Source organism: Edaphobacter paludis, from assembly GCF_039993895.1.
Lineage (GTDB): Bacteria > Acidobacteriota > Terriglobia > Terriglobales > Acidobacteriaceae > Edaphobacter > Edaphobacter paludis.
In genome coordinates this window covers 3,236,160-3,250,371 of sequence record NZ_CP121194.1, presented here as the reverse complement: position 1 = coordinate 3,250,371, position 14,212 = coordinate 3,236,160, and the positions used below count along the sequence as shown (strand labels likewise).

The window sequence follows — 14,212 nt, the reverse complement described above, 5'->3', positions numbered from 1 at the left end:
ACTGCCTCATTTTCTGCTGTCCTCATCCCTGCCCAACGCACCAATCGAGCATCTACAATAACGAAACAGGAAATCTGTACCTTGCCAACCGCTTTCACTGACGTTGTCGCGCCCACCCAGACGCCACTCAGAACTATCCGCAAGCCACCCCTGCCCGCCTTGACCGGCATCCGCACCCTGCTTGCCCTCAGCATCGTGCTCTTCCACTTCACCCCTCCCCACCTCGGCCTGCTCTATCCCTTCGTCGACAACGGCTACATCTTCGTCGGCGTCTTCTTCCTCATCTCCGGCTATATCCTCACTTACAACTATGCCGACCGCGCCGCCACCCTGAACAAGCGAAACTTCTGGGTCGCTCGCTTCGCCCGTCTCTACCCCATCTACCTGCTCGCCCTCATCGTCTCCCTGAAGATGCTCGATGACGAGTGGACTGCCCGCAGCCACGCCGAGTTCTGGAAGGGAATTGTCCTTACCCCCTTCCTCCTCCAGGGCTGGAGTCCCAACCTCGCCACCTTCTGGAACACCGTTGCCTGGACACTCTCCTGCGAGGTCATGCTCTACGCCGCCTTCCCCTGGCTGATCCGCATCCCCTGGCCCAAAACCGCAGGCCGCCTCATCGCCCTTCTGCTCGCCATCTGGGCCATCGGGATGGTCCCCCACAGCCTCTATCTCTACCTCAACCCCGACCACCTCGCCGGTCCGGTCACGCGCTATACCTCCACCTACCTGGTGCGCTTCCTCAAATACACTCCGCTGCCCTACACCTGCACTTTCCTCGTCGGCGTCGTCCTGGGCAAACTTCAACATGTCCTCTCTCTCACCGACCGACAGCGCTTTGCCATCGCCACCGCCAGCGTCGCGGCCCTTCTCGTGGTCTTCTACGGATTCGTCTCGGACCTTCCTTACCTGATGATGCATGGCGGCCTGCTCATCCCTCTCTTCGCCGCGCTCGTCATCGGCCTCAGCGGATCGAACCCCATATCCGCCGCATTCGCGTGCCGCCCTCTGCTGATCGTCGGCGAGAGCAGCTATTGCCTCTACCTGCTCCACTTCAACGTGCTGATCCTCATCCGCAAATACCACCTCTCGGCGCACCTGCATCTCTCTGCGCTCGACCCTTGGTTCTCCTACGCCTTCGTGATCCTATTCTCGCTCGCCGCCTTCCGCTTCGTCGAAAACCCAGCCCGCCGCGCCATCCTCAACCGTTTTTCGACCAAGCCCCGAGCCCCTCAGCCCGCATCCTGACAATCAAAGGACTTGAGGACTTGATTTCGCCCTTATGCTTGCTATGACCTATTTAAGGTTGTGGTAGCTGCCCTTATTTCAGATTGTCATCCTTCGCCAAAGGCAGAGGATCTGCGTTTGCAATTGTCGTTGCTTTTTTTCCCAACGAGCCCCCCCAAGCTCGGGATCGAAATCCCTCCTGTGGAAAACCTTGTCAAGTCCTAAATCGCATAACTCCTGCATCATCAATAACATAAAATTGCAAAAGAGTTATACCTGATCCACTACAATTAAACTCAATGCAGCAAATCAGTAGCCCGGCCTCGAAGCCGGGCTTTCGCATTTAACGGGTCTACCACGAAGTCCGCAGGTAGGCCATTTCTTTTGAATACTTTAGGACTTAAGTACAGGGGGGATACCACCATGTCAGCTCAGATCGTCGCAACTACCACCGACACAACCATCGCCACAGCAAAGCGTTACAAGTGCCGCCATATCTTCCTTGACGGGCACCGCTGCGGCAGCCCAGCCCTGCGCGGAGAAGATTTCTGCTACTACCACCACACCACCCGCGGCGGCGCCACGCTCCTCCGCGAACGCCGCAACCACCTCGATTTTGAACTTCCCCCGCTCGAAGACCGCAGCAGCGTCCTTGCCGCCATCGCCGAGGTCCTGCAACGCATCGCCAGCGGCAGCCTGCACGCCAAAACCGCCGGGTTGCTGCTCTACGGCCTGCAGATCGCCAGCCTCAACCTGCCCAAAGCGGGCGATGCCCAACACGAAGACCAGCCCATCGAAGAGGTCATCGCCGACCCGCGCTTCGGCGTCCTCGCCCCCGTCGCCGAGGTCAGCGAAGCCGCCGAACCCACCAGCACCCCGGCCGAAGCACCACAAACAAAGCCGGGTGCCCCCTCCCCCACCTCCGGGACATGCGTTCCAACACCGTCAGCCCACCCCGAAACCGCCATCCTCCCCACCCTGCAAGCCAGCGCAGCGAATGAATCAGCTGGAAAAGGCCCGGCTCGCTTAAGGGCACGGTTTCAGCCCTGCCTCAGGTGCCCTGCTGGAAAAGGGGCTTCAGCCCCGGTGGACAGTTCTATTCGCGTACGGATCTTTCCGCAGCTAATCAAGCCATCACAAGATAAGTTCAATCGCCATAGGGCAACAAAAAGCCCCGCAATCGCGGGGCTTTTTGTAAAGCAACAGCACTGTCTTAGGGGTTGATGATCTGATTAGGATGACCGTACGATCCGTTCGCCACGGCCACTGCGCAGGTTGGCAGGCCGGAAGAAGGGAAGGGAGTGTTCTGTACTGCGGTCAACCCGCCGTTATGCGAATTAAGCGATTCGCCCGTAATCGTTCCGTCCAGGTAGTTCGAGACGTACAGATACTGGCCCTTTGCCGGTTCGATTGCGATACAGGTCGGGGTTGTTCCAACGTTTGTCGTGGCCGAACCGGTAGAGCTTACCGGGGCTCCCGTAGCAACGTCGATCGCATAGGCGCTTACAGTGTTGTCGTTGTAGTTCGCCACATACATGTATTTGCCGCGCGGGTCAATCGTAACGCTGACTGGGAACGTCCCTGTGCTGAACGGCCCGTTGGTCATCGTGGTAAGCGCGCCACCAGTCCCGGTCAGGTATCCATAGAGCTGGTTGGTGGCCTTATCAGTGACGTAAACGAACCGTGCGGAGGGATCCTCTGCAATCGCGCTCGGCGTAGTGCCCGCAGGATAGCCATTGCCGACCGTAACACCGTTCAACACAACAGTACCGCCGGCCGTCGGCGTAAGCGCACCGTTGGAACTGTTTTCAGAGTAGCCAAGGATAACGCCCAGCGGGCTGGTCGTGGCATTCTCCTGATCCAGCACATAGACGTAGTTGCTGAGCTTGCTGGCCACAATCGCAACCGGAAGGTTGCCGACGTTCTGAGTCGCCGGAGTGCCCAGGCTGCCATCCTTGTTGATGGGGAAGATCGTCACGCTGCCCGGCCCGGGAGAGGCAGGCGTATACAACTGGGTGTTGTTCGGCCCGTTCTGGTAGGTATTGGTCACGTACAGGAAGGTGCCCGCAGCATCGATGGCCGCTGCCGTGGGCAGGCTGCCGGTCGTGTTGTAGGTGTTCTTCAGATACAGCTTGCCGTCCGTGCCGATGGAGAACTCCATCACGGTCGAGTCGTCATGATTGACCACATAGATAAACTGGCCATTCGCGCTGGCAGGGCCGGCAACCAGCGTCACCGGCTTCTTGCCTGCCGGAATCGGCGAGTCGGCCAACGGTGTCAGTGCGCCGGATTGATAGTCGACGGCAAAGGCGCTCACGCCACCGTCGGTCGATGATCCGGCGGAAAGAGGCGCTGCGGTCGTTACATAGACGTACGCCAACGTATAGTCGCGGCTGCACGCCGTTACGCCAAGACCAACTGCAAGAGACAAAATCGAGGCCAGTGCTCCACGGCCGATGTTATTCAACTTCATGCTTACCTGGCTCCGGGGCAGATCGTTTCCGCCCGCTTCTGCTGTTTCAAAAAACTCAGGGCTCGTACAGACACCCTGTCCTGAGTCTTTAGCTGGAATGCTGCCAGCTAATTAACGTTTCCGCTTACCGCGAGGCAAGTCGCCAACCCTGTCGCCGTGAACTTCGAGCCTCTCCTCAGATTTGAGAGTTGACCGGTACTCTTGTCCAGGCTGAATCCCGTAACCGTGCCATCTACGTTGTTCGAGGTGTAAACGTATTGGCTCGATGGATCTTCGACCATACACACCGGTCCGGAGCCGACGGGATACGGATTGTTTCCCTGCGTATTCGCAATCATCTGAAGCTTGCCAGTCGTCTTGTCAATGCTGAATGCCGAGATCGAGCTATACGCAGGAGCATTTGAGTTCGTCGTCGACTGGTTGGCAACGTAGAGATAATTGCTGCTGCTGCCCGCTGCATACATCGAGAAGACGGGATTCGACGTCTGTGCCAGATTCGCCACTTTGCCGCCGGTCACCGTGTTCAGAGAGCAACCGCTGCCGACGGTATAAGGCAGAATGTAACCGCCCGGGCTGTTGGCGTCGGGTGCTGCATCTGTCAGATAGACATCCGCGCTGCTGCCCGCGTTGATCGATGTCAGACGTCCGGCATTGGTTTGAATCGTCGTGTTGCTGGGCAGTGTCAACTGGCCACCGGCTCCGATCGAGTAAGGGAAGACAGTCTGGTCGCCAGAGTCCACCGTAAACAGGCAGCCTCCGCCAGCGGCCTTCATCATGATCGGAGTATTGCCGACCGGGAAGTAGGTGAGCTGCGTTCCATCCGCGTTCTTGATCTGCTTGTTCGGCACGAGCGTCAGGCGACCGGTGTCATTGGCGACCGAGAATACGGTGATGTCGCCCACGCAGGAACCGGGCGTAGCATTCACACCGCAGACAGCGTTAGGCGCCTGCTGGTCGAGAACATACAGAAAACCCCCAGTGCTGTCCATCTGTGCCCAGACCGGCATGGAGCCCTGGCTCGCAAAGCACTGCTGGAAGGTCAGGACACCATCGCCGCCGATGCTGAATTCAGCAACGCCGCTACCATTGGTGCCGCACTGCTGCGTTCCCGACGTATTACCCGAGGTCGGAGTAACACCTTCGTTGACCACATAAAGATAACGACCGCCCGGACTCACGACGAGCGAGACAGGATTTGCCCCGCCGGAGGTGAACGGCTCGTGCGGGATGTTTGTCAGATTACCCGTGTAGTCGTCGATCTTGAAACCGGCGATCTGGTTATACTGCGTGCCAAGAACCCACATGAAACCGACGGTGCCTCCACCGCACGCCGTCATGCCCAGACCCATCGCTACGGACACTACCAAGGCCATTGAAATCCGGCCAATCCTGCTCAACTTCATGCGCTTCCTTAACCTCGCCAGTGATCTATTTCGACCACCTTCTGCCGCGAGCAACTCTGTAGGGATACGATTCCTTCGCCAATTGTAGAAGCTGCGGCGACTTTACGCCACTTCCCGCAACGCATTCCTTGCCGAAGAGTTCGGGCCGCAGCCGGTGGTGTCTGTCCCTCTTCCGTTTTACGCAGCAAAAAGGGCTCAGGCCGCAGCCTGAGCCCTCTTCGATGCTGGTTGATTTACCAGACGCGGCAGCTCTTCTCCGGCATCATCGGCTGGCCAACCTTGCAGCCAAATGCCTTGCCGAACTGCTCGAAGTTCTGCACGCTTCCATTGACACGCCACTCACCGCTGGAGTGCGGATCGATCTTGGCGCGCATCCGTGCCGTCTGTTCGCGGGTGTTCTCACACCAGACCTGTCCCCACGAGATGAAGTAGCGCTGCTCGGGAGTGTAGCCATCGATCTTTTCGCTTGTCGATTTATTCTCCTGTGCCAGTGTGCTCATCAGCGCGGCGTAGGCGATGCGGAGACCGCCGTTGTCGGCGGTATTTTCGCCCAGAGTCAGACGTCCGTTCAGCTTTTGTCCGGGAGCGACTTCGAAGTTGTCATACTCTTTCACCTCGCAATCGGTGCGCTCATCGAACTTCTTCTTGTCCTCGGGCGTCCACCATTTGCGTACATTGCCCTGCGCGTCGTACTGGCTGCCCTGATCGTCGAAGCCATGCGTCATCTCATGGCCAATGACGATCCCGATGCCGCCGAAGTTGACCGCCGGATCAGCGTTGAAGTCGTAGAACGGAGGCTGCAGAATGCCGGCAGGAAAGTTGATGTCGTTCATCGACGGGTTGTAGTACGCGTTCACCGTCGGCGGCGTCATGTCCCACTCTTTTTCGTCGACAGGCTTGCCGATCTTGTTCAGGTCGTGGCGGTCAGCAAAGGCGCTGGCGCGCTCCGAGTTGCCAACGGGATCATCCCGCTTGACGGTCAGGGTCGAGTAGTCGCGCCACTTCTCGGGATAGCCAATTTTGTCGCGGAAGGCTTCGAGCTTCTTCTGAGCCTCGGCCTTGGTGGTGTCGCTCATCCAGTCGAGATGCTGAATGTCCTGTCCGAGTGAAACCTCGAGCGCATGGACGAGCTTCTCCATGTTGTCCTTGGCAGCGGGTGGAAAGTTCCGGGCGACCCAATCCTGCCCAACGGCCTCGCCCAGGGCGTGGTCGGTGGCAGTGGTGCAGCGCTTCCATCGCGGCGTAATCTCCTTCTGTCCGGTCAACGTCGCACCGTAGAAGTTGAAGTTCTCCGCGACGAAAGGCTCGCTGAGATTGGTTGCGAAGCGGTGGACTGTGTGCCAGCGCATGTAGCTCTTCAGCGCGTCGATGCTGGTGGCGTCGAGCTGTTCCTGCATAGCCTTGAAGAAGTTAGGCGCTACGATATTGGCGGTCTTGAGGCTGCCCTCTTTCTTGGCGTCCAAGTAGACCTTCCAGTTGAAGTCCGGTGTCATGCTCTGCAACTGCGCGATGGTCATGACGTGGTAGATATTTGCCGGGTTGCGGCGGTCGACGCGCGGCATCGAGCCCTGGGCCAGCGCCGTCTCTACCGTCATTACGTTTTGCGCTTCGGTGGCAGCTTTTTGGGGAGTGTCGCCGAGCAGCTCGAACATCTTCGTCACATGGGCTACGTACTGTTCGCGAAGTGTCTTGGAGCGCTCATCCTGATTGAGGTAGTAGTCGCGGTCGGGCAGGCCGAGTCCGCCCTGGTCAAGCGCGCCGATCTGTCGGGTCGAGTCTTTTTGATCCTGTTCTGAGCCAAAATCGAAGAAGAAGCCAACTGAATATTTGTCTTCCATCGTTCCCAGCAGGGTTGCCAGGGTCTTCTTATCGTTCCACGCGGCGATGGTCTGGAGTGCCGGCTCAATCGGCTTCGCGCCGAGCTGATTGGCTAGTCCCACATTCATGCAGGCTGCGAAGTAGTCGCCATACTTCTTCTGTAGTGGGGTCTTCGGAGCGTCCGCCGCTGCCTTCAGGTCCTGATAGAGCAGGTAGTTGTTGCGCTCTGCCAGTTCGTTGAACCGTCCCCAGCGCGTCTGATCGGCTGGAATGGGGTTCTCCTTCTTCCAGTTGCCGCAGGCGTACTGGTAGAAGTCAGTGCAGGGATCGGCGGTCTTATCAATCCCGGAAAGGTCGAAGCTGACCGGCTTCTTCGGCACGGTTGTGGGCGCCAGACCGGCATCGCTTTTGGTGGCTGGGGTATAGGACTGGGCTAAGCACAGACCGCTGCTCAGCACCATAAATGTTACGAAAGATTTGAACGTCATGGGTCTCCTGAAGAATGGCCGAAGAAGCAATATTTATAAATTCAGCATAAACCGATGTGTCCACGAGAACTTTACCGGGCGCATAAAAAAATCCAGGCCGCAGCCTGGATTTTTTTGTGTCTGGATAGTGCCTAAAAGATCCTCATATGAATCGTCAGATACTTCTTCGGGTCCTTACGGATCGTCGTTACCAGGTCGGTGCTCGCGTTCAGCAGTTTATTCAGATTGGTGTAAGCCTGATCGTCCGTCGTCAGCTTGCCGAGCGTTCCCTTACCGTCATTGACACCACTCACCAGCGTGTTCACCTGAGTCAGTGTATTGCTCAAATCCTGACGAAACTTCGGATCCTTCAGCATCAGGCCGAGGCCGCCTTTACCTGCATCCGCATCGGCCATGATTGAATTCGCATGGACAAGCGTCGAGTTCAGATTCTTATAGAGGGAGTCATCTTTCAGCAGCATTCCTGCAGTACCTTTGCCACTGTTCAGGCTGTTGGCAATGTTCTCAAGTTTTCCGGCGGCGTCGTTCAGACGGTTGTACATGGTGTCGTCTGTCATCAACTTGCCGATGGAGCCGCGTCCATTGTTCAGATTCGTTTCCAGCGTCAACAACTCATTCACCGTTGCATTTGCCTTGTTATACAAATCGGGATTGTTGATCAACTGGCCGACCGAACCCTTGCCGGATTGCAGATTGTCGACGATCGTGTTCATCTTCGACAAAATCACATTCAGGCTCTCGATTGTTCCCTGGCTGGCCTTGACGACATCGGTGATGCTCGGCGTCTCCAGCGTCTTCAACTCATCGCCGTCTTTGAGCGGAGGCCCCACGGCAAACTGGCTGTTGATGTCGACTACGGTATCGCCCAGCACGCCCACTGTTGTAAGCGAAGCCTTGGAGTCTTGCTTCAGATTCGACGAATACTTATCGTCGAGTTTCATGATGACCTTCACCGGAGTGAGTTTACGGGCGGGAGTGTTCACCACCGTGATGCTCTTTACCGTGCCGATGGTGACGCCTTCAAGGTTCACCGCCGCGCCTTCTTTGAGGCCAGCGGAGTTCTCAAAATAAACGGTAATGGTGAGCTTATGCGAAAAGAGCCCCAAGCCCGACGCACTTGTCATAAGAAACAGAAGCGTCACTAATACCACCGACGCAACCAGAACAATTACACCCACTTTTAGTTGGGACCATCTAACCTCCTGCTGGCTGGGCATAACTCTCCTTCAAATCTTTACAAACAGGTGCAGCACAGGCAGCAGGACACCCGATAAGTGAGAGGATACATCAGACGGGCTGCCGCCCCGCACATCTTCGTCCGTCGTTCTGATTGTGTAAATCGCTTGCTTTCAATGGATGCATGAAATCAGCCAATGGTTTCAATTCTCTGCAATAACAACGGCCATGGCGATCTCCCGGCTGTGCGTCAGGCTCAGATGCAAATGCTTTATTCCCATTGACTTTGCTCGCTCCGCCGCTCTTCCACTGAGGTGTAGAGTGGGCCTTTCGCCCGGCTCGCGTATCACCTCGATCTCCTGCCAACTGATTCCTCGGCTGATTCCGGTTCCAAGCGCTTTCGCTGCCGCCTCTTTTGCCGCAAAGCGGCCAGCGAAACTCTCAGCGGCGTGTTTCTTGCGCTGGCAGTAGGCAATCTCGCCTGCGGTAAATACCTTCTGCATAAATCGCGTGCCGAAGCGGTCCAGGCTTTGCTGCAGACGTTCGATCTCGATTAAATCCGTTCCTACTCCAACAACCATTCGGCTTCCCCTGCGATTCGGTCCATCTTTGCCGTCTCAGCCACCAATGGTAACCACCGGTCACCCTTTCGAGCACGATAGGAACTCTCCATCGTCATATGACCACCGTGCGACGTCTGTAGGTTGCGACTATCACGCTTGCAGCGATCCTCTCCGATGAACAGTCTAACGGCAGAAGTTTCCCGCCCGGCGGCCACATAATACGATGCAACTCCTTGATATTCAGGGCTTCAGTTACGAACAGCGGCATGGTCTGCTGCCCACCCTTACCTCGGCCCTGGCTGACTGTGGCGGCTGGGTACTCTGCCGCAAGACGCTTTCGCCCAGCATGATGGAGATTCGTCTCGAAATCCAGCTTCGCTCCATCGTCGATCTGTATGCTTCTATCGTATCCTCCGGCCTTGAGCTGACACGGGCCGGCCACCTTGCGCTCACCGATCTGTGCACCTGTCGCAAGAATCTTGCCACTCCCGCGGATATAGGACAGGTGGTCACCATTCGTCTCGAAATCAGTTTCCTCGAAGAGGTAACCCTGCACTCACTGCTGATGACCGGTTGTATTCCGGCTTGAGTGCCTTATCGGGCTCTCGTGGTTATCGACGATTGCCCCAGCAAGACCACGGTCCGCTTATGAAGCAAGCTATCCGAATCGCCGATCACCAGAACTCCCGGTTGCCGGTGGCCGTGCGTAAATATAAGCCTCAGCTCGGTGGCGTCCTTCGCCACTTTGAAGACCGGCTGGCTGATCACGGAATCTCCTGCGGCCACCCGGGCCGTCAGACGCACCCCCGAAACGCTTGTCGATTCAGCCCACTCGCGCCCCTGTGCGTCGGCAAGATACGCCTGAATCAGCCCCTCACTTTGCGTCTTTTTCTTGCCATGGTTTGAAATTCGTACCGATACTCGGATGAGGCGACTGCCGTCCTGAATCAGATACCCCGGCAACTCCTGTACCCCTGTTACTGCGAAACACATCTCATCGAAGCACTGGTCCTTCCCGAGAGCAACGACCTTCTGTGGCTTGGCCAGCGAAACCGTCACCAGAACAGCCATATAAAGCGCCCAGACAGCAATGATCCACAACGAATGCCGCACCGCTTTCGCATGTTCGTGCCGCAGCAGAGAGATGGTAATTCCTACTGCGCCGACCGCCGTCCAACCCACCAGTACAAGCAGCAGCAACTCCCGAAAATTCATCCCAGACCTCTACTCACGATAAACTTCATAGTAACTACATGGCACCCATCATTCTCGCGCAGGACCTCAGCAAGACCTATCGCTCCGGAAAACTCGCAGTCGCGGCGCTCCGCAAAGTCAGCTTTGCCATCGAGCCTGGCGAATTTGTCGCCATCGTAGGGCCTTCGGGCTCGGGCAAATCGACGCTCTTTTATATTCTCGGCGGATTGACCCACGCGACCAGCGGCTCAGTCTGCATCGACGGCGTAGACTTCGCCACCCTCGACGACGCCGAGCGCACCAAGATGCGGCGCGCCAAGATCGGTTTCGTCTTCCAGCGCTTTAATCTTCTGCCTACGCTGTCGGCCATCGGCAATATCGAGATCGCGCACGACATCGCCAATCTTGGCTCTCCAAAAAAGGAGATCGACAAGCCGCTGCTCGACCAACTCACTCACATGCTGGGCATTGAGGGCAGGCTCGACCATCGGCCCAATGAGCTCTCAGGCGGCGAGCAGCAGCGCGTGGCCATCGCGCGGGCGCTGATTACACGGCCCGCCATCGTTCTCGCCGATGAGCCCACCGGCAACCTCGACACCAAAAATTCAGACGCTGTTCTCGGCATGCTGCGCAAATCCAGCCGCGATCTCAAGCAGACGGTCCTGATGATTACGCACAATAACGAGGCCGCCCAGATCGCTGACCGTATTCTGCACATGCGCGACGGCGAAATCACGCACATCGAACAGGGCAGGGGATAGGCCTGGTTTCCGCTATCTGACGCCGGTTCTCGTTCCACGCGGGTAAGAGTCTGTCATCCGGGCGTTGTCAAAGCCGTTTCGACCGAACTGATAAGGACACGCATGCCCTGGTACGAACTTGAATCCGCCGCTGATCCCCGCCTCGACGAGCTGGCCCGGCAATATAAACTTCACCCTCTGCATATCGAGGATTGCCGCAGCGACAATGAAGGCGTCAAGGTCGACACCGCACCGCACTATACCTTCGCGGTCTTCAAACCGGTCCATCTCGATGGCAACCCCTCCGCGCCTGCGTTTGCCGCCATCGATCTTTTCGCCGGCAAGGACTTTTTCATCACCATCGCAGACCCGAAATGCCCCTCGACCGCCGAGGCGCTGGCACGCGCCCGTCGCGATGGGTCCGACGACAATCCGGGTAAGCTCCTTTATCTCATCCTCGACACCATCGTCGATCTTTACTTTCCCGCCATCGACAACTTCGACGACCGCATCGACAACCTCGAAGACAAAGTCATCGATTCCCCCTCACCCGAGGTGCTGCAAAGCGTCTTCGCCATCAAGCGCGAACTGATCGATCTTCGCCGCGTCCTCGTCAACACCCGCGATGCCTCGCTGCACCTTCAGCGCGATCCCGGCTCGATCATCGATGCCGAGCACCAGCCCTATGTCCGCGATATCTATGATCATGTGACCCGCCTGCTCGACTCTGTTGAAACGCAGCGCGACCTGCTCAACAACACGCTCGATATCTATCTATCGAGCGTTGCCAACCGCACCAATGAAGTGATGAAGGTACTCACCGTCCTTGGCACGATCGCTCTTCCTGTCCTTGCCATCTCCGGCATCTATGGCATGAACCTCAAGGGGTTGCCGCTTCAGGACTCTCCCCATGGCGCATTTTATGTTGGTGGAATCACGCTCCTCTGCACTGCCTTGCTTCTGATCATTCTTCGCAAGTTGAAGTGGCTTTGACACCTCATCACCAAAAGAGCGATTCGCTTTTCACAGAATGAAAATCCAGCCTGACTGAGCGGCGCAGGTGTTCGCGAAGGCCATTTTTCGCATCTCTCCTTATAGAAAGATCGCGAACCGCCAAGGAGATTTTTGTCATGACCGATTACCGTGTAGCAAAAGGTGAAGCTCAGGAAGATCAGATCACCGCCTCGATTGAGAAGTTCACCGCCCAGGTTCCATCCAGTGTTTATCTCGCGCTGGCCCTGGGCTCAATGGCAGTTTCGCTTGGCTTTTCAGCAGCGAAGAAACCTCATAACGCGCTCTTCGTTGGGCAGTGGGCAGCGCCGTTCCTGCTCATCGGCGTTTACAACAAGCTCGTCAAGATCCACGGGTCGGACGGTACGAAAGCGAATTAGTTTCTCGGCTGCGTCCTCAGAGCAACACAGGCCCCGTTCAACCGAACGGGGCCTGTGCTGCGCGAGCGTTATGCGGTTCCACCGACCGGTACAAAGCCTTTTTCGTCATCTTCCCAGATGCGCACCTCACCCGTGCCAATCTCGTACACCCATGCGGAGATGGTCAATTCTCCGCGCGCGATGGCCGCGGCGACCGAGGGGTGCGTTCGCAGATGCTGTATCTGGAACAGGACGTTCTGCTCCGTCACACGCCGCATCAATACCGCCGCTGATTCATGCTTCTCCCCAAGGGCTTCGGCCACGCTCCTGGCTGCCGTGGCGTTCTTCAGCCAATTTGAGACCGCCGGCAGGGAAGTAACACTCTCCGGCGCGAGCAGACCCTTCATTGCTCCGCAATCAGCGTGGCCACAGACGACGATATGCCTCACCTTCAGCAGGCTCACCGCGTACTCGACGACGGCGCTGACTCCGCCCATCATCTCGCCATAGGCCGGAATCAGGTTGCCGATGTTGCGCAGCACGAATATTTCACCCGGTTTCGATTGGGTGATCAGCTCGGGATCGATCCGGGAGTCGGCGCAGGCAATGAATAGTGTATGCGGCTCCTGCGGCTCGCTCGCCGCTTTGCGGTACACCTCAGCTTGTTCCGGGTAAACTTCGGTCTGAAACCGGCGAATTCCCGCCTTCAACTGCTCAAGCACGTCCTGCATAGATCCCCTTTTCTTCGTTGTTAGCTTCCGCTTGTTAGGCTTCGCGCCACTTGATGTTGCAGCCCAGGCTGGTGCGCTGATTGGTGTCGGGACGCTTGCCCGCGAGGACAGCGTCGATTGCCTGGCGCAAATCCTTACCTGTCACCGGGATGTCGTTGCCGAACTCTCCACGGCGGGGTCGGCTATCGTCCAGTTGTCCGCGGTAGACGAGCTTCATCCCGGCATCGAAGAGGAAGAAGTCGGGAGTGCAGGCAGCGTCGTAAGACCGCGCGACCTCCTGGGTTTCATCGAAGAGATAAGGGAAGCGAAAGTCGAGGCGCTGAGCCTGGGCCTTCATCTCCTCCGGCCCATCCTGCGGGTAGGCGACCGCATCGTTGGAGGAGATGGCGGCTATGCCGATCTTCCCCTCGTAGTCGCGGCCAATCCGGGCTAACTCTGATTCCACATGCTTTACATAGGGACAGTGGACACAGATGAACATCACAAGCAGCCCGTTTCTGGCCACGTCATCGCGGCCAACGGCCTTGCCAGTCACCACATCCGGCAGCTCAAAGGCTGGCGCTACTGTTCCCAACTCGACCATCGCCGATTGTGTCTTGGACATATTGAATCCTCTCCACCATCATATTCATTCAGCTTTCCGGAGACATCTTTTCTGTTTTATAAGGAATTTTTGAGCTTACGGGGGGCACTTCCCGTGGATGAGAGGTGAGGCTTTGCCAACCCGGTCTTAGCGCGTCCAGTAATGTCCCTGTTTTCCCACTTTTCCTCCCTTATCCACATTCCCTGCACCACTCCTGCGCCTTGCTCCTCCGCCATGCGCGGCATACCTTCAAAAAGTGCCTATTCATCACCTCGTAATGTCCGCATCCGCTGTGCCTTTCCGGCGACTTCCACAGCCAAATCCCTGATTTCCAACCCCCGTTTTCGTGAATGGCCGATAAACAGGGGTATTTGCACAGACAACACAACAGGTTGTGCTTTATACTTGACAGACCCTACAGACGGCGGTACTTTTGCCATTGCGCCGCT

At 57.2% G+C, this 14,212-nt stretch carries 14 protein-coding genes; 6 read left to right on the top strand and 8 right to left on the bottom strand.

Annotated features, from left to right (window positions below; translation table 11 throughout):
* Positions 1-81 precede the first annotated feature (81 nt).
* Together P4G45_RS13520 and P4G45_RS13515 are read left to right on the top strand one after the other, a co-directional pair.
* Positions 82-1,245 (top strand): acyltransferase, encoded by a 1,164-nt coding sequence (locus P4G45_RS13520; RefSeq protein WP_348267006.1) that lies wholly within the window; start codon positions 82-84, stop codon positions 1,243-1,245.
* 402 nt (positions 1,246-1,647) lie between these two features.
* Positions 1,648-2,448 (top strand): hypothetical protein, encoded by an 801-nt coding sequence (locus P4G45_RS13515; RefSeq protein WP_348267005.1) that lies wholly within the window; start codon positions 1,648-1,650, stop codon positions 2,446-2,448.
* On the opposite strand, the gene P4G45_RS13510 is transcribed toward P4G45_RS13515, so the two are convergent.
* From P4G45_RS13510 to P4G45_RS13490, 5 genes are all read right to left on the bottom strand, one after another.
* The gene (locus P4G45_RS13510) at positions 2,438-3,697 is read right to left on the bottom strand and encodes a beta-propeller fold lactonase family protein (RefSeq protein WP_348267004.1); all 1,260 of its coding nucleotides are present in this window, start codon (positions 3,695-3,697) and stop codon (positions 2,438-2,440) included. The genes P4G45_RS13515 and P4G45_RS13510 overlap by 11 nt on opposite strands.
* 107 nt (positions 3,698-3,804) lie before the next feature.
* Positions 3,805-5,070 carry a beta-propeller fold lactonase family protein gene (locus P4G45_RS13505; protein ID WP_348267003.1) on the bottom strand — a complete coding sequence of 422 codons (1,266 nt, stop codon included), beginning with the start codon at positions 5,068-5,070 and terminating at the stop codon, positions 3,805-3,807.
* Between the two features lie 263 nt (positions 5,071-5,333).
* Positions 5,334-7,406: a M13 family metallopeptidase gene (locus P4G45_RS13500; protein ID WP_348267002.1), complete on the bottom strand. Its 2,073-nt coding sequence runs from the start codon at positions 7,404-7,406 to the stop codon at positions 5,334-5,336.
* Between the two features lie 131 nt (positions 7,407-7,537).
* A complete protein-coding gene (locus P4G45_RS13495; RefSeq protein ID WP_348267001.1) occupies positions 7,538-8,623 on the bottom strand; it encodes an MlaD family protein in 1,086 nt (361 codons plus the stop codon).
* A 162-nt stretch (positions 8,624-8,785) separates the two neighbouring features.
* On the bottom strand, positions 8,786-9,163 hold the full coding sequence (locus P4G45_RS13490; protein WP_348267000.1) for a holo-ACP synthase: 378 nt from the start codon (positions 9,161-9,163) through the stop codon (positions 8,786-8,788).
* 205 nt (positions 9,164-9,368) lie between these two features.
* On the opposite strand from P4G45_RS13490, the gene P4G45_RS13485 reads away from it, so the two are divergent.
* The gene (locus P4G45_RS13485) at positions 9,369-9,734 is read left to right on the top strand and encodes a hypothetical protein (RefSeq protein ID WP_348266999.1); all 366 of its coding nucleotides are present in this window, start codon (positions 9,369-9,371) and stop codon (positions 9,732-9,734) included.
* 5 nt (positions 9,735-9,739) lie between these two features.
* Here P4G45_RS13485 and P4G45_RS13480 read toward each other — a convergent pair whose 3' ends face one another.
* Positions 9,740-10,360 carry a DUF4352 domain-containing protein gene (locus P4G45_RS13480; RefSeq protein WP_348266998.1) on the bottom strand — a complete coding sequence of 207 codons (621 nt, stop codon included), beginning with the start codon at positions 10,358-10,360 and terminating at the stop codon, positions 9,740-9,742.
* Between the two features lie 38 nt (positions 10,361-10,398).
* Between P4G45_RS13480 and P4G45_RS13475 the strand changes: the two genes are divergently transcribed.
* The 3 genes from P4G45_RS13475 to P4G45_RS13465 all read left to right on the top strand — a co-directional run bounded on the left by P4G45_RS13475 (position 10,399) and on the right by P4G45_RS13465 (position 12,470).
* On the top strand, positions 10,399-11,100 hold the full coding sequence (locus tag P4G45_RS13475) for an ABC transporter ATP-binding protein (RefSeq protein WP_348266997.1): 702 nt from the start codon (positions 10,399-10,401) through the stop codon (positions 11,098-11,100).
* A 102-nt stretch (positions 11,101-11,202) separates the two neighbouring features.
* Positions 11,203-12,072: a magnesium transporter CorA family protein gene (locus P4G45_RS13470; protein ID WP_348266996.1), complete on the top strand. Its 870-nt coding sequence runs from the start codon at positions 11,203-11,205 to the stop codon at positions 12,070-12,072.
* 137 nt (positions 12,073-12,209) lie between these two features.
* Positions 12,210-12,470, top strand: a complete 261-nt coding sequence (locus P4G45_RS13465; RefSeq protein WP_348266995.1) for a hypothetical protein — start codon at positions 12,210-12,212, stop codon at positions 12,468-12,470.
* Positions 12,471-12,538: 68 nt separating this feature from the next.
* On the opposite strand, the gene P4G45_RS13460 is transcribed toward P4G45_RS13465, so the two are convergent.
* Both P4G45_RS13460 and P4G45_RS13455 read right to left on the bottom strand, forming a co-directional pair.
* The gene (locus P4G45_RS13460; protein ID WP_348266994.1) at positions 12,539-13,180 is read right to left on the bottom strand and encodes a carbonic anhydrase; all 642 of its coding nucleotides are present in this window, start codon (positions 13,178-13,180) and stop codon (positions 12,539-12,541) included.
* Between the two features lie 34 nt (positions 13,181-13,214).
* Positions 13,215-13,784 carry a thioredoxin family protein gene (locus tag P4G45_RS13455; protein WP_348266993.1) on the bottom strand — a complete coding sequence of 190 codons (570 nt, stop codon included), beginning with the start codon at positions 13,782-13,784 and terminating at the stop codon, positions 13,215-13,217.
* Positions 13,785-14,212 lie beyond the last annotated feature (428 nt).

Coding starts and splice junctions, on each gene's coding strand:
- P4G45_RS13515 (WP_348267005.1), top strand. CDS start 1,648: ATGTCAGCTCAGATCGTCGCAACTACCACCGACACAACCATCGCCACA.
- P4G45_RS13510 (WP_348267004.1), bottom strand. CDS start 3,697: ATGAAGTTGAATAACATCGGCCGTGGAGCACTGGCCTCGATTTTGTCT.
- P4G45_RS13505 (WP_348267003.1), bottom strand. CDS start 5,070: ATGGCCTTGGTAGTGTCCGTAGCGATGGGTCTGGGCATGACGGCGTGC.
- P4G45_RS13500 (WP_348267002.1), bottom strand. CDS start 7,406: ATGACGTTCAAATCTTTCGTAACATTTATGGTGCTGAGCAGCGGTCTG.
- P4G45_RS13495 (WP_348267001.1), bottom strand. CDS start 8,623: ATGCCCAGCCAGCAGGAGGTTAGATGGTCCCAACTAAAAGTGGGTGTA.
- P4G45_RS13490 (WP_348267000.1), bottom strand. CDS start 9,163: ATGGTTGTTGGAGTAGGAACGGATTTAATCGAGATCGAACGTCTGCAG.
- P4G45_RS13485 (WP_348266999.1), top strand. CDS start 9,369: ATGCAACTCCTTGATATTCAGGGCTTCAGTTACGAACAGCGGCATGGT.
- P4G45_RS13480 (WP_348266998.1), bottom strand. CDS start 10,360: ATGAATTTTCGGGAGTTGCTGCTGCTTGTACTGGTGGGTTGGACGGCG.
- P4G45_RS13475 (WP_348266997.1), top strand. CDS start 10,399: ATGGCACCCATCATTCTCGCGCAGGACCTCAGCAAGACCTATCGCTCC.
- P4G45_RS13470 (WP_348266996.1), top strand. CDS start 11,203: ATGCCCTGGTACGAACTTGAATCCGCCGCTGATCCCCGCCTCGACGAG.
- P4G45_RS13465 (WP_348266995.1), top strand. CDS start 12,210: ATGACCGATTACCGTGTAGCAAAAGGTGAAGCTCAGGAAGATCAGATC.
- P4G45_RS13460 (WP_348266994.1), bottom strand. CDS start 13,180: ATGCAGGACGTGCTTGAGCAGTTGAAGGCGGGAATTCGCCGGTTTCAG.
- P4G45_RS13455 (WP_348266993.1), bottom strand. CDS start 13,784: ATGTCCAAGACACAATCGGCGATGGTCGAGTTGGGAACAGTAGCGCCA.